Consider the following 23,599-nt stretch of genomic DNA (forward strand, 5'->3'; position numbering starts at 1 on the left):
TATCTTATTGTTAGCAACAAAGTAATTATAAACCCAGAAAGAAAACAAATAAAGACAATAAATAATAATTGAATACATTTAATGCTGGAATCAATGACGCTATAATGATAATGTAAACGCTAACATCAAAACGAAAAGGGGACAACGTAATGAGAAATAAGTTATTTTCGTTATTTTTTGTTATCACCATGACTTTCTCTTTATCTCTGACAGGCTGCGGATCGAACAATAATAACAACGCAGCTAAAGCCACAGATGAACCGGCTGCAACCAAAGCACCAGAGAATTCCGGCAGTGAAGCAACTACTGAGCCAGCAGCTGGAAGCGGTTCCGACATTAGCGGAAAGATTACCTTCCTGACCAACAGAACCGATATGATCGGCAAAGAGTATGACGAATATGTTAAACGCTTTAACGAGAAGTATCCGAACATAAAGGTCGAGTTCGAAGCTTCCCAAACGGACTACAACCAGCAAGCCAAGGTTAGAATGGCCAGTGGTGAGCTTCCCGATGTGATGTTCATTCCTTCCATTCCCAACTCCGATCTTCCGAAATATTTTGCTTCCCTGGACGATCTCGGCCTGAATGATCAGATCACCTTTAAAGATTTCAAATCCTTTGAAGGCAAGCTGTACGGAATTACCACAGGTAACTCCACCTCAGGCATTGTCTACAATAAAAAAGCCTTCGCCGATGCAGGCATCACCGAAATTCCTAAGACTTGGGATGAATTCCTTGCTGCCTGCGAAAAGCTTAAAGCCAAAGGTGTGATTCCGCTCGCTTCCAACTTCAAGGACAAGTGGCCGCTTAACGATTGGGTGTACTCTGTTCCCCGCGTGATTGCAGGCAACCCGGATTTCCCGAACGAAAAGCTGACCTCCGAAACACCTTTCACTATGGACAACGGCTACGGAAAATCACTCAACCTGCTTAGAGAGCTGAACGAAAAGGGCTATCTGGAAAAAGACATCAACTCCACCAACTGGGAACAATCGAAGAAGGATATTGCCTCAGGCAAATTCGCCATGTACTTCCTTGGCAATTGGGTCATCAATCAAGTTATCGGCGCCGGCACCACTTCCGACAACGTAGGTTTCTTCCCGCTTCCTTATGACAACTCGGGCACACTTACTGCACCGCTCAGCCCTGACTTCTTCTATGCTGTAGCCAAGGACAGCAAAAATCTGGATGCTGCCAAAGCGTTCGTGAAATGGATGATCGAGGATTCCGGTTATGAGGATTTTGCCGGATTTATCTCCCCGCTGAAAGGCAAAGAATCCAAGCTGACTCAACTGAAGGAATTCCAGGCGACCGGCGTTACCCTGCAAGAGGGTACAGTGGATGATGCCAAGGTAACAGAGATTACTAACAAGGCGCAGCTCGATCTGCCGGCTATGGCACAGGAGTTCGTCCTGGCCAAGGACCCGCAATCCGTCTTCGACAAATGGAACAAATCCTGGGCCAAAGCCAAAAAAGACCTCGGCTATTAATCTTAAGCAAGACCAGTAACGTTAGAGCCTAGCAATCCCCCGGCGCAAAATGGATTATCGCTTTCTCCGGATAATCCATTTTGTCGTCATTGACCAAAGCGCTATTCAGAAAGAAGGTTAAGCGATGTTCGGAACATTATCCTATAACAAACAAAAGCTCATTATCATTGTATCCTTCCTGCTGATTCCACTGCTCCTGCTGGCGACATTCACTTATTATCCGGCCATTAAACTGGTCTATTACAGCTTTACCAACTGGGACGGGTACAGCCCCGAGAAGCCTTGGGTCGGTCTGGACAATTACCGCGAGGTTTTTGGAAATCCTGATATTTTCAAGGTGTTCACCCATAACTTCGCCTACTTTGCGATGGGGATTGTCCAGAATATTGTCGCCATTTATTTCGCCGTCGTGCTGAACAGCAAGCTGCGGGGTAAAAACGGGTTCCGGATTATGCTCTTCCTGCCTTATATCATGAACGGTGTGGCCGTGGCCTTCATGTTCGGCTATGTGTTTGATACTACCAATGGTTCACTCAATATGTTCCTGAACAGCATCGGCCTAACCGGACTAGGACAGACCAGTTGGCTCGGTACTGAAGGACTGGTGAACTACTCGCTCGCTTCCACTGGCTTTTGGCGGTTCATGGGCTACAACATGGTCATTTACATTGCCTCGCTGCAGGCGATCCCGAAAGACATTTATGAAGCAGCCAAAATTGATGGTGCAGGCTCGTTTCAGACGCTGTGGAGAATTACGCTGCCGAATATGAAGCCCGTCATTCAATTGAATTTATTCCTGACCGTAACCGGCGCGCTGGAAGTGTTCGATCTGCCGTTCGTGCTGACGAAGGGCGGCCCGGCGGGTGCCAGCCAGACTTATGTTCAGCGGGTAGTGGATACCGCCTTTGCTTTTAATAACTACGGCCTAGCCTCAGCGATGAGCGTTATCCTGATCTTCATTGTCGTTGTCGTGCTCTTGCTGCAGCAACTGGTTCTTAACCGGGGAGGAGATAAGTAGCCATGGAACATTCCAAACTTAGCCTAAAAGACATTTTTAAATACTTCACGCTGCTTATCGGCGTATTCGTCGTACTCTTTCCGCCTTATGTCGTGGTGGTCAACGCCTTCAAATCAACCGAGGAATTCAACAGCAGCAGTTCCATGGCTCTGCCGCGCAGTTTCTTCAACTTCGATAACTTCGTGACTGTGTTTCAGCGCGGCGGACTGCTCAGCGGCTTCGGCAACGTACTGATTATTATCATTATTACATTGACCCTGAACATTCTGTTTGGGACAATGGTGGCATATGTACTGGGGCGGTTCTCTTTCAAGTTGAAGCCGATTGTATTTGGTGCTTACCTTGTGGCGACCATCATTCCAAGCATTACTACTCAGGTAGCGACCTTTGGCATCATCAAAAATATGGGCCTCTACAACACCTTGGGTGCTCCAATCGTACTTTATATCGGGGCAGACGTCATTCAGATCATCCTGTATTTGCAGTTCATCCGCAACATTCCCGTTGATCTCGATGAGAATGCGATGGTTGAGGGTGCCTCCCTGTTCAAAATCTACCGTTCGATCATCTTCCCGCTGCTTTCACCGGCAACAGCAACACTGATTATTTTGAAGACGATCAGCATCTACAATGACATGTACATCCCCTATCTATATATGCCAAAACAAAGCCTCGGCGTCGTTACCACCGTCCTCATGCGTTTTCAGGGGGTCAATACAGCCGATTGGAATTTGATCTGTGCAGCCATTCTGCTTATCCTGCTGCCGACAGTCATTCTTTACTTCTTCCTGCAGCGTTATATCTTTGAGGGGGTAACCAGCGGCGCCGTCAAATAGGGGGTACGGAAAGGAATAACCATAGTGGTCTCTTACATCCGGAGAATTGTTCGCAGCATGTGGCTGTTCCTGGCCAACCTGCCGATGGAGCGGAAGCTGATTGTCGTTTTTATTTTTCTGATTTCCCTGCCAATCACTTACGTCAGCTATCTTTCTTCACGCTCCACCTTCAACTCGGTGCTGTCAAGCTCTACAAAGAGTGCCGGGCAGATGGCAGACAGCGCTTCGGATACCATAGACCGGTATGTTGCCGATCTCAAGCGGTACACGGCGCTGCCGCTGTACAATACCGATGTTCAGTTCTACCTGGAGCAGCGTAATACCGATTGGGAAAAGAACACCAGCATGTCGATGTTCCTGAGCTATTTGAACCATACGAAAGAACAGATTATTGCCGTATACTTAGTGGACAAATACGGTTCCGTTTTTTTTGACAGGGCTCCCGGCATCAATGAATTGTTCCCGGCGGAACGGCTGGCGCAGTGGCAAAGCCTCACCGAGGGGGCCGGTGCAGCTCCGGTAGTCCAAGGCAGGCATACGATCCGTGTAAACTCCGGTGACCACAAAGAAGTGTTCAGTGTTTTGCGCACCATTACTTCGGTCAGCACGCTCAAAAATATCGGAATCCTTGTCTTCGACATTGACATCAACAACCTGTTCAAGGGGATCGTTGATCCTGTAAACGCCGTCACCCAGGGCAATACGCTGATCGTGGACGACAAGGGCGAATTAATGTACGACGGTGAGCATGTGGACGGCCAAGAGACCCCGAAACAGCGGGAACATGCACAGATGCTGCTGCAGAAAGTTACCGCTCCCAATGGCCACTTTCAAATCACTTTGGATGGCCTTGATGTTCTTGCAGTGTACAGGGTATCCCAGAAGACCGGTTGGACGACCATTGTTTCCATTCCGCTGGACCGCATCCTCTCTCCGGTGGAGAAGAACCGCAACCGGCTGATTTTCACTACTCTGTCGATTATTGCCTTCGCGCTCGTCGTTGCCACCTTTATTTCCTATGCACTGACCAAACCGCTGAAGTCGATGGTCCGTCTGATGAAGCAGGTGCAGCACGGCAATCTGGATGTCTGGCTGCATCCGAAATATAATGACGAAATCGGGATGCTCGGCAGCCACTTCAACCGGATGATTATCCGGGTTAAGGATCTGCTTCAGGAGGTCTCCCTTACGGAGAAACGCAAACAAAAGGCAGATATGCGGGCGCTGCAGGACCAGATTAACCCGCATTTTATTTACAATACGCTGGAATCCATCCGCATGCTGGCGGAGAGCAGTGATGACCCCCGCGTCGCGAAGCTCACCTATCTGCTCGGGCTGCAGATGCGTTACGGCATTGTCCGCAGTGAAGAAACCGTTACGATCCGTCATGAACTGGATCATGTGCGTAATTATTTGCATCTGCTGCAAATCCGCTTTCCGGATAAATTCCGGCTCAATATCCATGTGCCGGAGGAATTCCTGCCGCTGCCGGTGATCAAGCTGGTCTTTCAGCCGATTGTCGAGAATGCCGTTTTTCACGGGCTTGAACCTAAGGAGGGGCCGGGCACACTGAACATTACGGCTTGGGAGGAGGACGGTAAAACTGTATTTTGCGTCGAGGATGACGGAATAGGTATGGATGAGGATACCCTGCGCGCTTTGAACAACAGTCTGATGGGCGGGGCAGACGGTGAAATGTTCGGAATCGGTCTGCGAAATGTGAATGAGCGCATCCGTCTGCATTACGGCGGCTCCTTCGGATTACACGTGCAGAGTGAACTTGGCACAGGAACCCGTGTGACCTTAAGAATCGAGGATCTTTCGGACGATCACAGCGAAGAATAATATCAATCCAAAAAGGGGGACTCGGCTTGCTGCGTATTGCGATTGTAGATGATGAAGTTCTGATTCGCGAAGGTCTGGCACGAATGATCAGCAAAGAGAGCAGCACCTTCGTTGTCGCCGGCATTTATCCGGACGGCAAACATTTGCTTGATGCGCTTCCCTCGCTCCACATTGATGTTGTTATAACCGATATCCGTATGCCGCAAATCGACGGGCTGGAGCTGATCCGGCAGCTTAAAGCGAACCACCCCGGAATTCGCAGCCTGCTGATGAGCGGATTCGTTGAATTTAATTATGCCCGGGAAGCCATCCGCAGTTCAGCGGTAGATTATCTGCTCAAACCTATCAACAAAGAACAACTCTTCGAAGTGCTGTATAGTCTGGAGAAGGAGCAGAAGCTGTTGCGGGAAAAAGAAGAATGCCAGCGCACAGGCCTGCTGCACTCCCTGCTGCATATCGAAGAGCCCTCTGCCGTTCTTTTAAGCGGCCTTACCTTGCCCCAGCCTTATTTCACGGTCTATGTCCTTAAAGGAAGCTCCCGGGAAAAAGTCTGTGGAATTGCAGACAGTCTGCGGCAAGAGAAGGCGTTCCTCCTCGATACGCTGGAAGTGCAGAAAGGGCTGCAGGCATGGATCTGTTATTCCGCACAGCCGCTTACCCCTGAAGAATCACACGAAATCGGAGAGATTATCAGCATTGCAAGCAAGGGCCAGCGTCTCCATGCGGGGGCCAGCCGCTCCTACGATGATCCCGGCAAATTTAGAACAGCCTATCTTGAAGCCAAGCTCGCCTGCGATGCAGGGATTTATAGTCCGCTGCCGCTGCATTATGTTACGATTAAAGAGCTCCAGGCACCGGTGCAGGCTGTCTGTGATCCCTTCCCTCCATTCCGGGAACCGCTGATCCATGAGCTGCAGATTCTAAATGTGGCCGGGGTGCTGGAAGGGCTGCACAAGCTGTTCTCTGTGCTGGAGCTGCAGCAGGCTTATCCCGACTTGATCCTGCGCGCCTGCCGGCAGGTTGAAGATACTGCCCGCAAGGAGCTGCAGGAATTTGAAGCGGTCTACCGAAAAGACTGCAGCCAGCGGCTGGAGGAACAAATCGAAGCCTGCATGTCCTTTGCTGAAATTGAGGAACTCTTCGCCTCCTCCTTCTCGGCTACGCTGAACGAAATCCGCAAGCATCGGCTGGAGATGTCCGGTACCGCCGTTGAAACGGTCAAACGCTGGGTAGCGGCCCATTATAATCAGCATGCCGATTTGAACATGCTGGCCGGTATGGTATTTTTGACACCAAGCTATTTAAGCAAGCTGTTCAAGCAGGAGACCGGGCTGACTCTGACCGATTATGTGATTGAAATCCGCATCCGCAAAGCGAAGCAGCTGCTGAAGAATGCGCCGGATCTGAAGGTGCACGAAATCGGCACCGAAGTCGGCTATCCCGACCCTGCTTATTTCAACAAGCTGTTCAAGAAGGTTGTCGGTGTTACACCGAACGAATATAAACGCATTTCGCTCGTATAAGGAGAATGATACCTTGCATCCAGAGTTCCTGAACTCAGAGAACAACCCCGAAATCCAGGTGTACGAAACGACAGAATTATATGGCGAGAGAGGCAGATTCCGCGTACTGCAGTTTTCGGGAGACGCCATTCAGGGCGCCCTTGATCTGGACCACCCCCGGCGGGTGGTCTTTGAATATCCGCGGGCAATGATCCATCTAATGGAGGCTGGCGAACCTTATTTCGAAGATGTATTCCTGATTGGACATGGGATTGGAACGCTTGCCGGTTATTTTGCGGAGAAGCGCTTTAAAGTGGCCGAAGTGAATGCGGAGGTCGTGAAGCTGAGCCGGCAGCATTTTGGCTACAGCCAGGATAATGTCATTGTCGGGGACGGACGGCGCATTCTGGAGGGCGAGCCGGAACGCCGCTATGACTTCATTCTTCTGGATGCCTTCACCGCTGACGGCACTCCCCGGCATCTGGTCTCCAGCGAGTTCTTCGCCCTGGCCCGTTCCAAGCTGAACAGCCGCGGCTCCATCATCATGAACCTGATGGGCAGAAGCGAAAAGGACCGCATGATAGGGGCCATCCACACGACTTTAGCCGAGGAATTCGCCAATATCAAGGCCTTTGCCCTGCCTTCGGAAGGCACCGCCGACATCCGCAATATCATCATCATGGGCAGCGGCAAGCCGATCCGCTATCAAGCCCGGCAGATGGCCGGGTTTGTGGAAGTCACCCTTGGGCAGGGACATGTGATCCGGGACTAGGCATAGATAACCTATAAACAGAGGGTCTCCGTTGGGGAACCCCACAGCCTGATTAACCCTATCCCCTCACTGGGGTTCCTTGATGAAAAAACATCTGCCACCGTCCATCCCTGAATTTCCAGATTGAACTGCGCAGTGTCTCTCCACCCGTCTCTTCGTTCATGATCCGGTAGGTGGCCAGCACAGCCTCCCCGGATAACGGATGAAGTTCGAACCCGCTCAGGGTCATTCGGACCTCGCCCGCTCCTTCTTCGCCCATCAAGTCATGCTTATGCCATACCTTCCCGGAGCTTCCAAATTCAAAAAAATCGTCTGCCAGCAGTCGCGACAGTTCATCCGGCGAAGTGCGTACCTCGGTGTTCAGCAGCTTCTCTTCCAGTTCACAGATCTGTTTGGCCATTGCGTTCAGTTCCTTGTATCCTAAGCCTTTTTTTTCAAGCACTGTAATCCTTCTTTCTGCCACTATTCGTACCCGGCGAAATCTGGCCCTACAATACACCGTTCATTCCACCAAATATCCGACCAAAAACATTAAAATAGATCATGATAAAAGACAATATAAGGGCTATAGGCAGAATGGACAAAATTTGAATTTTGTTTTTCGGAATGGTAAGTAACAAAACAACTATCATTATTAGATATATCCCCATAAGCCATGGAATTAAATAGTAATGATGGTGAACGGGTAAGTAAGCGTTACGTAATTCAAACCCTTCTGACAGCAATACTGTGATTGGAAGGGCCGAAATAAGATTAGAAAACAATCCGCTCCCGCGTGCATACCACATAACATAAGCACAAACAGGAGATACCACCGCGCATAACCCCCAAAAAACAATTTCTCTTTCTGGGAAAAAATGCAGCACAAACAACAAATACCCATATACCAAGACGTCCTCCGAGATTGTCAAATATCGGGTTTATATTCGGATTATCCACAAGTTTTGCTGCTAACCCCAAAATAACTCCGATAATAATTGCCTTTACTATCGAAAAAACTTTTTGTTTTGCAGTGGATTTGTTCGCCGCTCTCATTCGATATTTCTCTTCCCGTTCGCAGATCTGTTTGTTCAGCGTGGATTTATTATCCATCGTTCGCTTCCTTCCTCGCCTTATCCCATTTCGACTTGAACTCCGAGATACTCCGGTAACGCTGATCCCGCTCCGGATGTACGGCCCGTAGTGCAACCTTGTACAGTTCCGGTCCCGCTTCCCATTTATCCCTGGAACGGTCACTTTCTCCACCCAGCAGTACAAAAGCAGTAGCCCCCATATTATATACATTGGTGATTTCGTCGATTGGGGCATCCAGAAGGTACTCTTCCGGTGATTTGAACCGTTTGGAGCCCCATAGCTGCTCTCCCATGCCGTTGAAGAAGGGCTTAGGCTGATAGAAATCAATATCGCAAATTGCTGTACGGTCCTTAGTGAAATCATAGAGAATGCTTCCGTCATAAAAATCTACAGCCACATATCCTTTAGACTCTATGTATTCATGAAAGCCAAAGATGACCTCCAGTGAATCCAGCCGTTTCTCCGTGGACAAGGCCCTATAGCGGTAAAAAGGCGATTCGGGATCACTATACTTTGCCGCTCCGCCAAAAGCCCAATGCGAATGCAGGCACTCGCCTTCCGTCCATTCAAAAACCACTGCATATCCCGTTTCCACAGGACCATGAGTTAACAACTGGATTAGCGACGGATGCCGCAGCTCCTCATAGAGAGGAACCGCCTGAATCAATCTTTCAACCGCTTCCGCAGGATCACCATGGAATTGCATCGTTTTCGCTCCGGCGAACTTCACAAAATACTTGCATCCGTCTTGCTCAACCCCAAAGCTGATATTTCCGGAATCCTGCTCATCAAACACGCGGAACACCCGCCCCATTGCCGTCAGCCAATCAAAAGAGTAGGCCTCCTGCAGTTGAAACGTAGCCTCGTCAATTACAAATCTATATCCGTTTCCACTCATCGTCTGCCTCCTGTGCATTTGCTCTTCCCTTAAGTTTCATCTGCTGCAATTCAGGAACTGAAGTACAGCTCCAGCATGGCAAAGCTCTGTTTCAGACTCAGGCTTCCATCCACCTCCAGCACTTTCAGCTTCCGTGCTTCAGCCTCCTCCTTCACTCTCGAGGCAAACAGGGCATCCCGCTTCATCCAATTGCGGAATGCGATCCCGGGGTTCTCAGTCTCCTGCAATATGTCATGAATCCACTCCCGCCTGCTGTAATGCTCCCATTGGAACTGTTCCGTAGGGACAATCCAGATGGCCCTGTGATTATTCTTCATCAGTGGAGCTACGAGCGGGGGCAGCAGCTGGTTTCCTTCCACCACAACCGCTTTCTCTCCCATGCGTGCCAAATCATGCAGTACAAATGAGAAGTCCTCTTCGAAGCATTCGATATATGTATTCAGTTGCTCCTCTATTTCCCTTGTATAAAAAGCCTCGTTCATCGTCAGCTTGGACACCCGGTGCATTGCAGGCTGCTGCTCCCGCGAAATCTGCTGCACATGCTCATGAAAGTGCTCATCGCAAGCATACAGCGCCAGCCCGTATTTATCAGCATACATTTTAGCCAGCGTGCTTTTGCCGGCACATGCCGAGCCGCCGATCCAGTAAATCTGTTGGTCCTGCATTGCTGATCCTCCCACTGCTCCAACTTAAGATTTTCCTCCCTGAAACAAATTGTTCAGTGCATTCAGCTGTTCTTTCTAAAGTTAAGTACTTCCGCTCTCTCCAGAGCCTCAAACTCCACACAGCCTTTATCTATATAATAGGAAATATGATACTTTTCGAAATGAATGCCCATCTTCGTCTGCTCTTGCTGCACAGAAAAACCAAACTCAAGAACTTCATCTATGATTTTTTTATAGTTGTAATAGATAAAATCCCATCTGGCTTTAACGTTCTCTTCGCTTCCTCGTACAAGGAAAACCGGTGAGTTCCGTTGCCGTGTAAAATATCGTAATACATGATCATATCCAAAGACCTGTCCTCAAAATTCAAAGTGTAGTCCTTATTCCCCATCAAAACTTGAATGTTATTTAAATGCTCTTCACTGGATACCTTACCCACAACCTTCATACATTCTTTAATAATATCAACAGCATAAACCGTCCCCCGGCCATTTAGAGCTCTTGATGCAGCAAAGGTGTAGTGTCCGAAGCCACAACCGTAGTCCAAAATTTCCGCATCTTCTGCAAGTCCTAAACCTTGAAATAAAGCAACCCCTTCTCCGTTCTCCCACTGTTTAACTTGTTCGTGAGTATTCATCATTGACCACCCAAAAAAATATATTAATTGCAATTTCCCAATTCATGCCCATCACACTTACTTATTCTTCCAACCACCTCCCTTATCCTTCTTCCCGTTTACCGCAGCTCCTCATCACTCTTCAATACAAAAACAGCCTTAGCCGCACACCCCGGACGGCAATTCCCCGTCTTATTTCCCATTCCTCCGCTTTTTTTGCTAAAATAGAAGGGTCGGCGCATTCTTCAGCTTGTAAGGCGCCAGTCACTGAAACGGAGGCATTACCTGTGGATTATATTATTCTGGACATCGAATTCAACGGCCGCAAATTTGCCAGCGAGCATCCTATGGAGGTCATTGAGATTGGAGCCGTCCGGTTAGACGCTTCATTGCAAGTTAAGGATGAGTTCTCAGCCTTAATTAAACCTATATACTTCTCCACCCTGAATTCGTTCATTAAGAAAAAAACCGGCATTCCCCAAGAGGATATCGACGTCGCCGACCGTTTCCCCAAGGTCATTACCGCCTTTAGAGCCTGGCTGGATCAGAGCAGTGACGGAGTGCTGCTTCTGACCTGGGGCGGTGAGGATATGAAGCGGATCATTCAGGATATCCGGATGCACAAAATGGATGATTCCTACTGGATGGCTGCAACCTATTTTGATCTCTTGAAGGGCGTGCTTCGTGCCCGCGGCCTCAGCAATGACATCAGCGTCGAAGGTGCGATGACCCTGTTCGAGCTTGAGCCTTCCGGTTCCGCACACCGGGCGCTGGACGATGCCAAGATGACCGCGGAGATTTTCCGCGCTGTCTTTAACGACCTGGATTTTGAGCGGTCCCAGCATTACAAGGACACCTTCTCCAACGCCAGAGAACGCAAGACAGTCAAGATCGCCATCAAGGCAATGATCTCACAAAAAATCGTTCCCACCTGGGAACTGGTCGCCGAACATTACTTCCCGGGTGAAGATGCGCTGGCGGATCCCCGGAAGCTGGCAGAGCTGCGGGAATATTTCACGGCACAGGTCGGCAAGAAATAATCCGGCTTCATGTGTAATACAAGGTTAGCAGCAGTTTCCTTAGTGGACATACTATAGGGAGCTGCTGTTTTTTTGAGCGATATTCCCCACAAAAAAGTGTTTGACATTGCCGTTGCGTGAAGGTGTAGAGTGATCTTGTAAGCAGCAAACCACAGCTTACAAGTGTGCAATTGGGTCCAATAATACTACGCTGAAACAAGTTATGGGAGGTACAGCCACTATGGAATACACGGTGCAGAAGCTGGGAGCTTTGGCGGGCATCAGTACGCGGACATTGCGCTATTACGATGAGGTTGGCATTCTCAAGCCGGCGAGAATCAACTCCTCGGGATACCGCATCTACGGCCAGGCCGAGGTCGACCGGCTGCAGCAGATTCTTTTTTACCGGGAACTGGGCTTAAGCCTCGAAGGGATCAAAGAAATCGTGACCGCACCGTCCTTTGACGGCACCCGGGCACTGCGGGAACACCATGACCAGCTGCTTCAGCGGAGAGAGCAATTGGATCAATTAATCGCAAACGTCGAAAAAACACTGGCCCAAAGTGAAGGGAGAATAACCATGAGCAATGAAGAGAAATTTGCAGGCTTTAAGCAAAAGCTGATTGACGATAATGAGCGTACGTACGGACAGGAAGCCCGCAGCAAATATGGGGAGGAGGCTGTAGAGAAGTCTAACCGCAAGCTGAAAAATATGACCGAAGAGCAGTATGCCGCCATCCAGCAGCTTGAAGCAGACATGTTCGCAGCCCTTGAGCAAGCGATGGAGGAAGGCGATTCCGCCAGCGAGCTGGCCCAGCAAGCCGCTGAGCTGCACCGCCAGTGGCTCACCTTCTACTGGGACACTTATACTAAAGAAGCTCACGCCCACGTCGCACAAATGTATGTGGATGACGAACGCTTTACCGCCTATTATGACAAGCGGCATCCGGGTCTGGCCGAGTTCCTAAGAGATGCTGTGCACGTCTATACAGGTACAAAGCAGTAGTCTTCCACTCCGCTTGTCCGGAGTGATACAGCAGTTGTATGATCTATAAAAGCGGGGCAGCCGATATCCGGCTGCCCCGCTTTTATAGAGTGTTAATTCCTCTGCATTTTCATGGATTCAATCATCATCGTCATCAGAATCTACATCCGTATACAGAACCTTCGCAGTATAGGCATCGACTCCCACTTCGGTCGTCACTTTGCCGTTTCTGATCTCCACTTCATATACGAAACTTCCATTGTCCCCATCAAGGTCAATTTCAGTAACTGTACCCTTTGCGGAGGCAGAAGCCGCTTCTGCCGCTTTAGCTGCACTGATCATCGTTCCGCTTTGTGATGTGGCTGCTGCGTAGTTGTCATCATCATCGTCATCGGTTTCTTTGCGCACGCTTAAGATTTTACCTGTGTAGGCATCAACCCGAACGTCAATTTCCTGGTGGTTATAACGGATCTCAACCTCGTAATACGAACCGCTGATTCTCTCCTTCAGATCAATGCTCTCTACTCGGCCTTGTGCTGACTTCAGCGCATACGCCTCTGCCTTGTCCACGCCAATCAGTGTCTTGCTTTGACTTTCTGAAGCAGTTGATCCTGCGGAAGCACCCTGAACCTCGTTGATGCTGTATGCACCCCCGAACAGAATGGCTGCCGCCGCTACACTGCTCCATAATTTCATCTTCATCATTTATTGCCGCCTCCTCATGTTCGATCTGTGCTGCTCATGTATTCAATATACACGGCCCAAATGAGAGAAAGGCGACAGTAACATTAGAAATTGATGAGAATTCTGCTTAAGGATGATCCTCATCCGGTTCTTCCCAAGCCACGGACATAATGTTTCCCGAGATCGCGTCCACCTGGACCACCGCTTCACGCCCATCCGTTGTATTCACTTCCACCAGATAAAAGGCTCCTGATTCGTTAATTTCGGTATCCACATCATCCAGTTCTCCCGGCACCTCCTGCAGCGCCAGCTTGACTGCCTCGTCTTCCGACACTGCGCGCGGAGCAGTCGGTGAAGGGGATGGCAAGGCGCTGCCGCCTGCCGGAGGGGCCGAAGAAGGCAATGGTGTGGGCCGGATCTCTGCGGAGGCCGCTGGCTCCAGCAGGACAATGGAAACAATCTCACCTGTTGACCCATCCAGTTCCAGCTCATAGAGACCCTGGCCGGTTTTCAGCTCCGCTACATAGTTGCCGGATTGCAGGGTCAGGTTCTCTACGCTGCCGGAGTACTCTTTCAGCACAGCCTGTTTCGCCTGTTCTTTCGTCAACAGCTGTGCGGATTCATTTGTGAATATTTTAAACGCAGCAATGGACAGAAGCAGCACGGCAGCAATAATGATGACGGCTTTGTATATAATTTTTTTGCTCTCAGGTTTCTTTATTTTCATTGTCTTCCCCTGCTCTCAGCCGCAATTCGGATCATAACCGATGTTCCGGCGCCTTCCACACTCTCCATGGACAGCTTGGCTCCAATGGCTTCGGCAATTTCCGCAGCGAGTGACAACCCCAGCCCTGCTCCTCCGCCCTGGCGGCCTCTTGCTTCATCTACTCTGTAGAAGCGGTCGAACACTCTGGGCAGCTCCCCGCTCGGAATCCCGATGCCCCGGTCAGTAATGACAATGTGACTCTCCTGCCCGGAGGCTCCAAGCGTGATGGTTATGGCTTCATCGCTGTATTTGCGGGCATTGTCCAAAAATATAAACAGCAGCTGTCGCAGCTTCGCTTCATCGCTGTACCCTTTGACCTCCCCCTGTGCATTGACAGTGACTTCCCTGCCATATGCATTGCGGAAGACTTTGGCCGATGCGGTGGCCAGCTCTTGCAGATCAACAACCTTCATGGACAGATCCCATTGTTCGTGGTGCTTTGCCAGCAGCAGCAGCTGCTCGGTCAGCTCTTTCATCCGAATCGCCTCGGAATGGATGGCTTCAACGGATTCATTGAACAATTCAGGATGGGTAAGTCCCCGCCTTTTGAGCAGGCTGGCGTAGCTTTCAATCACCGTCAGCGGGGTACGCAGCTCATGCGAGGCGTCGGACACGAATTTCTCCTGCTTCAAATAATTACTCTCCAGCAAAGCGATCATATCGTTGAACGTACGCCCCATTTCAACCAGCTCATCTCTCGATGTGTCTTCCAGCGTTAGTCTGCTAAATTTCCCGCTGTTCTTGATCTCCCGCATTGTAGCTGTCATTTGCACAATGGGACGCATAATCAGCCCGGACAGCACACGGCTGGAGAGCAGCAGCGGAAGCAGTGCAAAGGCGGTTGCCCCCGCCAGTACAACCCGCAGCACGCGGAGCGTATTCATCGTACTCTCCAGGCTTTTGGTCATTTGGACGTTCATCACGATCCCGTCTAACCAGATGACCGGAGTCGTCACGAAAGCATAGGAACGGCCATCCACCTTGATAATCTCACTAAGCTTGTCTTTATAATATACCGGCTTCAGCCGGCTGATCTCCTGTTCCGACGCCGAAGTCACGGGCGCCGGTCCGCTTCCGTCCGGAGCCAGCAGCCGGAGCATTCCCTCAATCGGCACGTACGCCCGGAGCAGCTCCGGGGCAGCCACACCGGCTCCAACTCTTCGCATATCGGCAGCGATTTTGGCAGTCTCGGCAGCGGCCTGATCCAGCTGATTATCTGTCGACAACCGGCTGAACATAAAGTAAATGACGAGGTTCATAATGACAAGGAGTACAGCAAACAGCACGCTGGAATAAAGATAAATTTTGCTCCGCAGCTTCATGGGGAGTCCTTCAGGACATACCCGATGCCCCGGACGGTATGAATAAGCTCGCTCTGATCCCCTTGGGTAAGTTTTTTACGGACATAACGGATATACACATCTACGACATTGGTATCACCGTAATAATCGTACCCCCAAACTGCGGTCATAATCTGCTCTCTATTCAGCACCTGGCGCTTGTTCTTCAGCAAGAACACCAGCAGATCGAACTCTCTCGGGGTGAGGTCAATCGTTCTGCCAGCCCGAACAACTTCACGCGTGGTTTCGTTCAGCTCAAGATCATCCGCTTTAAGCCAGCTGCCTGTCTCCTCAATGTTTCGGGTAGAGGCAAGCCGCAGCGCAGCGCGGACACGCGCCAGAAGCTCCTCAATTTGAAAGGGCTTGGTGATATAGTCATTTGCCCCAAGGTCAAGACCGGATACTTTGTCTTCCACCGAGCTTTTGGCAGTCAGCATCAGTACAGGGGTAAGCGCATCATTGACCCGGATACGGCGCAGCAGCTCAATTCCGCTGAACCCGGGAAGCATCACATCAAGCAGAAGGAGGTCCGGCTGCTGTGCCTGATAGATTTCAAGCGCCTGATGGCCGCTGCCCGCAATAAATACGCGATAGCCCTCGCATTCCAGCTCAATCTGCAGCAGCCGGGCGATTTTTTCTTCATCCTCCACGACCAGGATGGATTCCGTCATTGGCAGTTCTCCCTTTCTTCGTTCCGCAAGTGGATGATTTAACTACTTGGCTGCCTTCATTGTAGGGCATAATCAGGCGCCGATTCAAACCTGCCGCACTTTGAAGATGATTTATAGTGTGAACCATATATATGTTTAACTATTAACTATCCAAAAAAGGTGTTCCCGCCGTTTCACTGGCTTAGAACACCCCAATCTAATTGTTTCTATTGCTGCCGGACAATAAATGAACGGTTTTATAGGCTGTGGTGCAGCAGCTCCAGCACCTTCCGCAGCTCGGCAACCGCCACCTGTCCAGGGGCAGATGGCTTATGGGCCGCACCGAAGGTAAGCGCAGAGCCGAAGATTTCCCCGGCTAGGCGGCTGATTACGCCCTCTCCGGCCATGGACATCGTAATGATCGGACGGTCCGCATACTGCTCCTGCATCCGGTTTGTCGCAGCCAGCAGTGTCAGCACATCTGCCGCGCTGCATGGCATAACGGCGATCTTCGGCAGATCTCCGCCCAGCTCCTGAGCCTTGCGCAGCCGGGACACAATCTCCTCCTCGGGAGGTGTTCCCTGGAAATCATGGTTCGACACAATCACGAACACCCCGCAGTCATGCGCGGCAGCGATAAGCGCCTGCACATCAGCTTCCTCATTGAACAGCTCCACATCAATGATATCGACGAGTCCACTCGCGGCTGCAGCCTTATTCAGCCGGATATAATCCTCCGCGGCAATCTGCCGCTCCCCGCCTTCTCTGGCGCTGCGGAACGTGAAGATCAGCGGGAGGTCCGGAAGAATAACCTGGATCATTTCCAGCACTTCCGTAACTGCCTCAATATTGTCCACTCCGGTAAAAAAATCGCTCCGCCACTCCACCACATCCGGTGCCAGAGCTTTCAGTGCCTCCGCTTCTTCCTTCAGCTCCGTCAATGTTGCTCCGATCAGCGATACGCAAATCTTGGGCATCCCCTCGCCCAGAGTCACATTCTTAACCGTTACAGTGCCACTCATTTACTTCAGCTCCTCATCTATCCGATCTATATCTATCCCCGGCTTACCGTTCAGCTGCTTCTTTCAGGAACTGCTCGACCTTCGGCAGCTTCGGCAGCGACGGAATTGCCCCTTCTTTGCCTACAGCCAGCGCACCAACTGCATTGGCGAACCTCACTGCTTCTTCCAAGGCCACACCGCGGGTCAGTTGGTAAGCCAGCGCCCCGTTAAAGGAATCGCCTGCCGCAACCGTATCGACCGCCTGTACCGGGAATCCGGCAATATGCTGCGCGTTACCGGATTCATTCACGATCAGCGCCCCCTTGGAACCCAGAGTGACAATGACGTTCCGCACCCCTTTTCCCAGCAAAATACGCGCCGCCTGCTCAGCCGCCTCCGTACTGTTTACTTCAATGCCGGACAGGATTCCCGCTTCGGTTTCGTTCGGGGTCAGATATGTCACATGTCTCAACATTTCCTGGCTAAGCTCTCTGGCCGGAGCCGGATTCAGAATGACCGGAATGCCGTGGCGCTGCGCAATGGAGACCGCCTGTTCACACATTGGAAGATCCGTCTCCAGCTGCATCACGATCATTTCAGCTTCGCTGATTACATGCTCAAGCGCCTGAATATCTGCTGGGCCAAGTTCAATATTCGCTCCCGGCACAACAATAATCCGGTTCTCCCCTTCTCCATCGACCACAATTGAGGCGACGCCGGTAGCCTGCGAGTTACTCTGGGCAATATGCCTGACATCAATATGCTCCTGCCGCATAATCTCCAGCAGCTCACTGCCAAAAGCATCTCGGCCGACACTTCCGATCATGGCTACCTCGGCACCAAGACGCGCTGCGGCTACTGCCTGATTGGCGCCTTTTCCTCCCGGTGACAAGGCGAAGCCTTGTCCAAACAAAGTCTCCCCGGCTTCGGGGGCCCGGCTGGTGCGAACCACCATATCCATATTCAAACTTCCGATCACGACTATACTCAAGCTTTACACCACCATTAGTTATTTTGAACAATCGGGATTTACAACCTATACTTATCTTAAGCCGCTGCGGCTATAATTTGTCCGGTTTCGGTATAGAGCCTGATTATCCTTCCGGTCGGGACCATGCTGAACTGTCACTCTCACATCCATATAGCCCGCTTCAGCAGCAGCAATCACTCAAAGGGTGATATTGTCCCTTCCTTATCTTATGGCCTGAGGCCGTCTTTATCAAACTTTTCTGTTTAGTTTTTTCTTTAATCCTTACGTTTGTTCTTCACAAAAACTTCGTTGTGCTTTTTGACTGCAAGTGTGCTAGAATAGGTGTGCAATCGCTTCCAGGGGAGACTTCATCATTTTGAGCAAACGTTTGCACCTTAGTTTGAGCCTACAGCAATACCAGATTATAATCTAATTCGTATTAGGAGGCTTATCAAGTGAACGAGAAACAATTACCGTCAGTCGCTTATTTCAGCATGGAGTATGGCCTGCATTCCGATTTCAAAATGTACGCCGGAGGCCTGGGCATCCTGGCCGGAGATTACATCAAGGGCGCGAAGGATATCAACGCTCCTATCATTCCGATCGGGCTGAAGTGGAAGCAAGGGTACACGGATCAAAAGATTGATGCCCACGGCAATCCGTATGACTCCTATCACAACTATGTTTATGATTTTCTTGAAGATACAGGGGTTAAAGTAACAGTTAAAGTAAGAAAAATCGATGTTGTCTGTAAAGTGTGGAAGACTGAGCAGTTTGGCAACAACCCGCTGTACCTGCTGGACACGGATATTCCCGAGAACAGCGATGCCTGGATTACAGGACAATTGTACGGCTGGTTCGGCGAAGAGCGGATCGCTCAGGAAATCGTTCTTGGGATTGGCGGCGTTAAAGCGATGCGTGCACTGCAAATTCCGATTGATGTCTATCACTTCAATGAAGGACATGCGGCACTGGCCGCCATCGAGCTGATCCGTGAAAAAATGTCCGGCGGCAGCACCTTTGAGGAAGCCTGGAAAGCTACCCGTGAAGAGGTTGTGTTCACTACTCATACACCAATCAAGGAAGGCAATGAAACGCATCCGCTCGACCGCCTCGAGTATATGGGCGCATTCAATGGCTTAACCCGCGATCAAATGGAACGCATCGGTGGAGATCCTTTCAATATGACTGTAGCCGGTCTGCGGCTGTCGCGCATTTCCAATGCAGTGGCCCAGCTTCACGCTGATACGGCGAACAAAATGTGGAAGGAAGTTGCCGGCAGATCGGAGATCATCGGCATTACCAATGCCATTCATACCCCTACCTGGGTGGACGAACGGATTACCCGCACCTTTGAGGAAAACGGCGACCTTTGGGCCACGCATAAAGAAATTAAAAATGAGCTGGTCGGGTTCATCGAGGAACGCTCCGGCATCGCCCTGAATGCGGACAATCTGCTCATCGGCTTCTCCCGCCGCGCCGCTCCTTACAAACGCAGCGACCTGATTTTCTCCCAGCCTGAAATCATTGAGCCTTACCTGAAGGACGGCAAAATCCAAATCGTCTTCTCCGGCAAAGCCCATCCGCTGGATGACAACGGCAAAAAAATCGTCAGCAATCTCGTGGCAATGATGAAAAAATATCCGAAAAGTGTCGTTTTCCTGGAAAACTACGATATGACCATTGGAGCACAGCTGACCCGCGGCTCCGACATCTGGCTGAACAATCCGCGCAGACCGCTGGAAGCCAGCGGTACCTCCGGAATGAAAGCGGCTATGAACGGCGTCCTCAACTGCTCGATTCTGGATGGCTGGTGGCCGGAAGCTTGTATCGACGGCGAGAATGGCTGGCAGATTGGCGATGGCTTCGAGACCACCGATTTCGAAGTGCTCGACAAGCATGATAGCGATGCGCTTTACGACACCCTCTTGAACCGCGTGCTCCCTACCTTCTATGACAACCGGGAGAAATGGGTACAAATGATGCGCAAGAGCATCGAGACCACCCGTGTTGAATTCGCGAGCAAACGTATGCTGGATGAATATTACAGCAGAATGTATATCAAAGGCTAAGCTGCGTATTTTTCAGCGTCAATCATTAGCTATACTACTTCTCTGACGCCTTAGCCGCCTATCCTGCCTCTCCCCCTGCTCCCGTCCGCTGCTGCGGATGGGAGTTATTTGCGTACCTCTTTTCCCATTATCATGATTCCACCCATTTCCGCATATTGTTAATTAAAATCATTATAAAAAAGAATTGCTTTTCCCGTTATTTTTGTTATTATAGAACTTATACTAAATCTAATATCAAATCTATTACGAGGTGATTGTATTCATGAGTCAGAGCAATAACAAACTTACAACAAGCTGGGGTGCCCCTGTCGGAGACAACCAGAACTCAATGACCGCAGGCTCCCGTGGACCTACCTTGCTGCAGGATGTTCATCTGCTGGAGAAATTGGCCCACTTTAACAGGGAGCGTGTTCCTGAACGTGTTGTCCACGCCAAAGGAGCCGGTGCTCATGGATATTTTGAAGTCACTCAAGATTTGTCACAATACACCAAAGCAGCATTCCTGTCCGAAGTCGGCAAACGCACGCCAATGTTCATTCGCTTTTCCACCGTTGCCGGAGAGCTGGGCTCTTCCGATACGGTCCGCGATCCACGCGGGTTTGCAGTAAAGTTCTACACGGAAGAAGGAAATTATGATCTCGTCGGCAACAATACACCGGTCTTCTTCATTCGCGATGCGATCAAATTCCCGGATTTCATCCATACCCAGAAACGTCACCCGCAGACTCATTTGAAGAATCCGAATGCTGTTTGGGATTTTTGGTCTTTATCTCCTGAATCCCTGCATCAGGTTACCATTCTTATGTCCGACCGGGGCATCCCGGCTACACTCCGTCATATGCACGGGTTCGGCAGCCACACCTTCAAATGGGTGAATGCCGAAGGCAAGGCTGTCTGGGTGAAATACCATTTCAAAACTGAACAGGGCGTAAGAAATCTTGATGTAAACCTGGCGGCGCAAATTGCCGGGGAGAATCCGGATTATCATACAGAGGATTTGTTCAACGCAATTGATAAAGGAGATTTCCCGGCATGGAGACTGCATGTGCAGATTATGCCTGTAGAGGATGCCGACACGTACCGTTTCGACCCATTCGATGTGACCAAGGTATGGTCGCAGAAGGATTATCCATTAATTGAGGTTGGCCGTATGGTCCTGGACCGCAATCCGGAGAATTATTTCGCAGAAGTAGAGCAGGCTACCTTCTCTCCTGGTTCTTTTGTTCCGGGCATTGAAGCATCCCCCGACAAAATGCTGCAAGGCCGCCTATTCGCCTATGCCGATGCCCACCGCTACCGGGTAGGTGCGAATCATAACCAATTGCCGATCAACCGGCCTATTGCCGAGGTCAACAACAATCAGCGTGACGGTGCAATGAACTCCGGCAGCAATGGCGGCAGCTCTGTCTATTACGAACCTAACAGCTTCGGCGGAGCAACAGAATCTCCGCAGCATAAACCAGCTCCATACATTGTTTCCGGTCAGGCAGACAGTGTCCCTTATGATCACGATGATCATTATACACAAGCCGGCGACCTCTACCGGCTGCTGAGCGAAGAGGAACGTGCGCGCCTTGTCCGCAATATTGTCGGCGCCATGACTCCTGTGGAGTTCGACGAGATTAAAATCCGCCAGATCGGCCACTTTTACAAAGCCGATCCTGAATTCGGTCAGCGTATCGCCGAAGGTCTGGGATTGCCTGTACCTCTAGCTGAATAAAATATATGCAAAACCCCGGACCTTGAGGTTCGGGGTTTCTTGTTGCCCTAAAAATGACGGTGTTTAGATCAGGATCAAGAGGATACTGTACTCCTATTCCCTATAAATACTCATCCAATGCTCCAGCCGGTGCTTGAGCTCTACTCTGGCCGATGTCGGCTCCAGGATTTCCGCATTTGGCCCGTATTGCAATATCCACTTCATGAATTCTTTTTCATTGTTCACAGTCACTTCGAACAGCAGACTGCCATCCGGCTCATCGCTCATCCACGGATGAACGAACAGTTCCTCTTCCTTAATATAACGCGCAATCTCCGGCTGGAACCGCACCTTGAACTTTATGTTTTTATTGCCGCGGTCAATGGACCATGTATTTTTCAAATATTTCTTAATATTGAAGTTCCCCTTGTCGAAGCTCGCCTCCATTACCTCCACGTCCAGAAAACGGCTGATTCTGAAGGTTCGGATGGCCTTTTTAAGGTGGCAATACCCAATGAGGTAAAAGCGCTGATCACGCGGAATCAAATAATAGGGATCGATCTCACGTTCCGTTGTCGCATCGCGCGACTGCGAGTGATATACAGCTCGGATCCGCCGCTGCTCCAGAATCGCCCCTATAATCGGCTGGAGAAAATTCCGGCTTTCTTTACGATAAGCGGGTGTGCCCATCTGAATGATGTCGGCAATGTTCTCCAGAATCCCATTCTGCCTGGATTTCTCCTTCATATGTGTACCCATTACTTTGTCATAAGCTGTATGGAAACCCGGAGGGATTTTGTCCTCATTGAGTACAGAAGGTAAAAGAGAGAATGCCAACGCTTCCTAGACAAAAAAACACGAAGGAACTATCTTCCAACGTGTTCCTCAAGCTACTATTAATTAGTTTGCTTTCCCTTTGCGATTAGTTATTGATCAAATGTATTCTCAACTCTTTCAGATAAAGTAAAGTAAGCAGTCCAGATTAGATTTTTTATTACGGAAACGATCGTCACCATAATTAAAGGTTCACCTATATAATAATTGCCCGAATAATAACTCAGCCAACAATTTGCAATCGAAATTAGTGATATTACGATCAGGTATCCTCTAACCCAATGAATGGTCTGTTTCTTCTTAAAATAGAACAGAATTATTATGACGAGCAGCATCACAATGTCAAAAGGATTTTGCAAATATGCAAGCCAATGCGAAAAAACATATTCTGGCGATAACACCCAGCTTTTCTCTGTTACTTTCATTATTGATGAAAATTCATCCAAAACTAAATCCTTTGAAAATTTAATTATCACTATCATGAATCCCAGCCAAATGCTGATTTGAAAAAAAATGAGCCAGCCCCCAAAACCTTGGTGCCCATACGCTTTATGTATCTCCGTAATTGAATTTCGAATCCACCATTCCTTCGTCCCTTCAACTTTATTACTATCCCATGAAAAAATGGGCAATTATAACTTATAATCGGTTTATTGGAATTTATTATGTATAGTATTAAGTCGTTAATTTATATATGCATACGGATTGCAATAACCATAACGTTTTTATCGTATGATTCGCTGGGTAATATCCCACTCTAACTTTGCTAATTTCACTAGACTGTAGCTGCTGCATGACTCTTGAGCACACAGCACAAAAAAAGCCTTGCATATCGCAGGCTTTTTTTGTGGTTCATTCTGTTA

23 protein-coding genes are annotated in these 23,599 nt (G+C 49.7%); 10 read left to right on the forward strand and 13 right to left on the reverse strand.

Annotated elements, in window-relative coordinates:
• Window positions 1–149 precede the first annotated feature (149 nt).
• The 6 genes from ACQ76X_RS26515 (at window position 150) to ACQ76X_RS26540 (ending at window position 7,463) form a co-directional block, all read left to right on the forward strand.
• On the forward strand, window positions 150–1,490 hold the full coding sequence (locus tag ACQ76X_RS26515; protein ID WP_438496759.1) for an ABC transporter substrate-binding protein: 1,341 nt from the start codon (window positions 150–152) through the stop codon (window positions 1,488–1,490).
• Between the two features lie 124 nt (window positions 1,491–1,614).
• Window positions 1,615–2,508 (forward strand): carbohydrate ABC transporter permease, encoded by an 894-nt coding sequence (locus ACQ76X_RS26520; RefSeq protein WP_038586119.1) that lies wholly within the window; start codon window positions 1,615–1,617, stop codon window positions 2,506–2,508.
• A 2-nt stretch (window positions 2,509–2,510) separates the two neighbouring features.
• The gene (locus ACQ76X_RS26525) at window positions 2,511–3,344 is read left to right on the forward strand and encodes a carbohydrate ABC transporter permease (protein WP_438496760.1); all 834 of its coding nucleotides are present in this window, start codon (window positions 2,511–2,513) and stop codon (window positions 3,342–3,344) included.
• Between the two features lie 24 nt (window positions 3,345–3,368).
• Window positions 3,369–5,189, forward strand: coding sequence for a cache domain-containing sensor histidine kinase (locus tag ACQ76X_RS26530; protein WP_438496761.1), 1,821 nt, complete (start codon window positions 3,369–3,371; stop codon window positions 5,187–5,189).
• 26 nt (window positions 5,190–5,215) lie between these two features.
• A complete protein-coding gene (locus ACQ76X_RS26535) occupies window positions 5,216–6,712 on the forward strand; it encodes a response regulator transcription factor (protein ID WP_438496762.1) in 1,497 nt (498 codons plus the stop codon).
• A 13-nt stretch (window positions 6,713–6,725) separates the two neighbouring features.
• Window positions 6,726–7,463 carry a spermidine synthase gene (locus tag ACQ76X_RS26540; RefSeq protein ID WP_438496763.1) on the forward strand — a complete coding sequence of 246 codons (738 nt, stop codon included), beginning with the start codon at window positions 6,726–6,728 and terminating at the stop codon, window positions 7,461–7,463.
• A gap of 58 nt (window positions 7,464–7,521) precedes the next feature.
• Here ACQ76X_RS26540 and ACQ76X_RS26545 read toward each other — a convergent pair whose 3' ends face one another.
• The 5 genes from ACQ76X_RS26545 to ACQ76X_RS26565 form a co-directional block, all read right to left on the reverse strand.
• Window positions 7,522–7,863 (reverse strand): DUF4440 domain-containing protein, encoded by a 342-nt coding sequence (locus tag ACQ76X_RS26545; protein ID WP_438496790.1) that lies wholly within the window; start codon window positions 7,861–7,863, stop codon window positions 7,522–7,524.
• A 353-nt stretch (window positions 7,864–8,216) separates the two neighbouring features.
• Window positions 8,217–8,555 carry a hypothetical protein gene (locus ACQ76X_RS26550; RefSeq protein WP_438496765.1) on the reverse strand — a complete coding sequence of 113 codons (339 nt, stop codon included), beginning with the start codon at window positions 8,553–8,555 and terminating at the stop codon, window positions 8,217–8,219.
• Window positions 8,548–9,435 carry a serine/threonine protein kinase gene (locus ACQ76X_RS26555; protein WP_438496766.1) on the reverse strand — a complete coding sequence of 296 codons (888 nt, stop codon included), beginning with the start codon at window positions 9,433–9,435 and terminating at the stop codon, window positions 8,548–8,550. Before ACQ76X_RS26555 ends, ACQ76X_RS26550 begins: the two co-directional genes overlap by 8 nt.
• Before the next feature lie 50 nt (window positions 9,436–9,485).
• Window positions 9,486–10,100 (reverse strand): hypothetical protein, encoded by a 615-nt coding sequence (locus tag ACQ76X_RS26560; RefSeq protein WP_438496767.1) that lies wholly within the window; start codon window positions 10,098–10,100, stop codon window positions 9,486–9,488.
• A gap of 220 nt (window positions 10,101–10,320) precedes the next feature.
• Complete coding sequence (locus tag ACQ76X_RS26565) at window positions 10,321–10,737, reverse strand: class I SAM-dependent methyltransferase (protein ID WP_438496769.1); 417 nt, start codon at window positions 10,735–10,737, stop codon at window positions 10,321–10,323.
• Between the two features lie 266 nt (window positions 10,738–11,003).
• Here ACQ76X_RS26565 and ACQ76X_RS26570 point away from each other — a divergent pair, with 266 nt between their 5' ends.
• Together ACQ76X_RS26570 and ACQ76X_RS26575 are read left to right on the forward strand one after the other, a co-directional pair.
• Window positions 11,004–11,756, forward strand: a complete 753-nt coding sequence (locus ACQ76X_RS26570; protein ID WP_038586099.1) for a 3'-5' exonuclease — start codon at window positions 11,004–11,006, stop codon at window positions 11,754–11,756.
• Window positions 11,757–11,976: 220 nt separating this feature from the next.
• Window positions 11,977–12,741 carry a MerR family transcriptional regulator gene (locus ACQ76X_RS26575; RefSeq protein ID WP_438496770.1) on the forward strand — a complete coding sequence of 255 codons (765 nt, stop codon included), beginning with the start codon at window positions 11,977–11,979 and terminating at the stop codon, window positions 12,739–12,741.
• A gap of 117 nt (window positions 12,742–12,858) precedes the next feature.
• Here ACQ76X_RS26575 and ACQ76X_RS26580 read toward each other — a convergent pair whose 3' ends face one another.
• The 6 genes from ACQ76X_RS26580 to rbsK all read right to left on the reverse strand — a co-directional run bounded on the left by ACQ76X_RS26580 (window position 12,859) and on the right by rbsK (window position 18,152).
• On the reverse strand, window positions 12,859–13,425 hold the full coding sequence (locus ACQ76X_RS26580) for a PepSY domain-containing protein (protein WP_438496772.1): 567 nt from the start codon (window positions 13,423–13,425) through the stop codon (window positions 12,859–12,861).
• Window positions 13,426–13,531: 106 nt separating this feature from the next.
• Window positions 13,532–14,131: a PepSY domain-containing protein gene (locus tag ACQ76X_RS26585; RefSeq protein WP_438496774.1), complete on the reverse strand. Its 600-nt coding sequence runs from the start codon at window positions 14,129–14,131 to the stop codon at window positions 13,532–13,534.
• Window positions 14,128–15,492, reverse strand: a complete 1,365-nt coding sequence (locus ACQ76X_RS26590; RefSeq protein ID WP_438496775.1) for a sensor histidine kinase — start codon at window positions 15,490–15,492, stop codon at window positions 14,128–14,130. Before ACQ76X_RS26590 ends, ACQ76X_RS26585 begins: the two co-directional genes overlap by 4 nt.
• On the reverse strand, window positions 15,489–16,181 hold the full coding sequence (locus ACQ76X_RS26595; RefSeq protein WP_038586089.1) for a response regulator transcription factor: 693 nt from the start codon (window positions 16,179–16,181) through the stop codon (window positions 15,489–15,491). Before ACQ76X_RS26595 ends, ACQ76X_RS26590 begins: the two co-directional genes overlap by 4 nt.
• A 236-nt stretch (window positions 16,182–16,417) precedes the next feature.
• Window positions 16,418–17,182: a type I 3-dehydroquinate dehydratase gene (aroD, locus tag ACQ76X_RS26600; RefSeq protein WP_438496777.1), complete on the reverse strand. Its 765-nt coding sequence runs from the start codon at window positions 17,180–17,182 to the stop codon at window positions 16,418–16,420.
• Between the two features lie 43 nt (window positions 17,183–17,225).
• Window positions 17,226–18,152, reverse strand: coding sequence for a ribokinase (gene rbsK, locus ACQ76X_RS26605; protein ID WP_438496779.1), 927 nt, complete (start codon window positions 18,150–18,152; stop codon window positions 17,226–17,228).
• 434 nt (window positions 18,153–18,586) lie between these two features.
• On the opposite strand from rbsK, the gene glgP reads away from it, so the two are divergent.
• Complete coding sequence (gene glgP, locus ACQ76X_RS26610) at window positions 18,587–20,203, forward strand: alpha-glucan family phosphorylase (protein ID WP_438496780.1); 1,617 nt, start codon at window positions 18,587–18,589, stop codon at window positions 20,201–20,203.
• A gap of 262 nt (window positions 20,204–20,465) precedes the next feature.
• Entirely contained in the window at window positions 20,466–21,923 is a 1,458-nt protein-coding gene (gene katA / locus ACQ76X_RS26615; RefSeq protein ID WP_438496782.1) for a catalase KatA, read from the forward strand.
• A 93-nt stretch (window positions 21,924–22,016) separates the two neighbouring features.
• On the opposite strand, the gene ACQ76X_RS26620 is transcribed toward katA, so the two are convergent.
• The gene (locus ACQ76X_RS26620; RefSeq protein ID WP_438496784.1) at window positions 22,017–22,649 is read right to left on the reverse strand and encodes a helix-turn-helix transcriptional regulator; all 633 of its coding nucleotides are present in this window, start codon (window positions 22,647–22,649) and stop codon (window positions 22,017–22,019) included.
• A 179-nt stretch (window positions 22,650–22,828) separates the two neighbouring features.
• Window positions 22,829–23,368, reverse strand: coding sequence for a DUF2569 family protein (locus tag ACQ76X_RS26625; RefSeq protein WP_438496785.1), 540 nt, complete (start codon window positions 23,366–23,368; stop codon window positions 22,829–22,831).
• Between the last annotated feature and the right edge of the window lie 231 nt (window positions 23,369–23,599).

The sequence above is a fragment of the Paenibacillus sp. IHBB 3054 genome (assembly GCF_051594305.1).
GTDB lineage: Bacteria > Bacillota > Bacilli > Paenibacillales > Paenibacillaceae > Paenibacillus_AQ.

Excerpts from the sequence above, each read along its gene's own strand:
- ACQ76X_RS26545 (WP_438496790.1), bottom strand. The coding sequence starts at position 7,863 with ATGGCCAAACAGATCTGTGAACTGGAAGAGAAGCTGCTGAACACCGAG.
- aroD (WP_438496777.1), bottom strand. The coding sequence starts at position 17,182 with ATGAGTGGCACTGTAACGGTTAAGAATGTGACTCTGGGCGAGGGGATG.
- ACQ76X_RS26590 (WP_438496775.1), bottom strand. The coding sequence starts at position 15,492 with ATGAAGCTGCGGAGCAAAATTTATCTTTATTCCAGCGTGCTGTTTGCT.
- ACQ76X_RS26585 (WP_438496774.1), bottom strand. The coding sequence starts at position 14,131 with ATGAAAATAAAGAAACCTGAGAGCAAAAAAATTATATACAAAGCCGTC.
- ACQ76X_RS26555 (WP_438496766.1), bottom strand. The coding sequence starts at position 9,435 with ATGAGTGGAAACGGATATAGATTTGTAATTGACGAGGCTACGTTTCAA.
- ACQ76X_RS26515 (WP_438496759.1), top strand. The coding sequence starts at position 150 with ATGAGAAATAAGTTATTTTCGTTATTTTTTGTTATCACCATGACTTTC.
- ACQ76X_RS26550 (WP_438496765.1), bottom strand. The coding sequence starts at position 8,555 with ATGGATAATAAATCCACGCTGAACAAACAGATCTGCGAACGGGAAGAG.
- katA (WP_438496782.1), top strand. The coding sequence starts at position 20,466 with ATGAGTCAGAGCAATAACAAACTTACAACAAGCTGGGGTGCCCCTGTC.
- ACQ76X_RS26595 (WP_038586089.1), bottom strand. The coding sequence starts at position 16,181 with ATGACGGAATCCATCCTGGTCGTGGAGGATGAAGAAAAAATCGCCCGG.
- ACQ76X_RS26575 (WP_438496770.1), top strand. The coding sequence starts at position 11,977 with ATGGAATACACGGTGCAGAAGCTGGGAGCTTTGGCGGGCATCAGTACG.
- ACQ76X_RS26565 (WP_438496769.1), bottom strand. The coding sequence starts at position 10,737 with ATGAATACTCACGAACAAGTTAAACAGTGGGAGAACGGAGAAGGGGTT.
- ACQ76X_RS26560 (WP_438496767.1), bottom strand. The coding sequence starts at position 10,100 with ATGCAGGACCAACAGATTTACTGGATCGGCGGCTCGGCATGTGCCGGC.
- ACQ76X_RS26520 (WP_038586119.1), top strand. The coding sequence starts at position 1,615 with ATGTTCGGAACATTATCCTATAACAAACAAAAGCTCATTATCATTGTA.
- ACQ76X_RS26525 (WP_438496760.1), top strand. The coding sequence starts at position 2,511 with ATGGAACATTCCAAACTTAGCCTAAAAGACATTTTTAAATACTTCACG.
- ACQ76X_RS26620 (WP_438496784.1), bottom strand. The coding sequence starts at position 22,649 with ATGAAGGAGAAATCCAGGCAGAATGGGATTCTGGAGAACATTGCCGAC.
- ACQ76X_RS26580 (WP_438496772.1), bottom strand. The coding sequence starts at position 13,425 with ATGATGAAGATGAAATTATGGAGCAGTGTAGCGGCGGCAGCCATTCTG.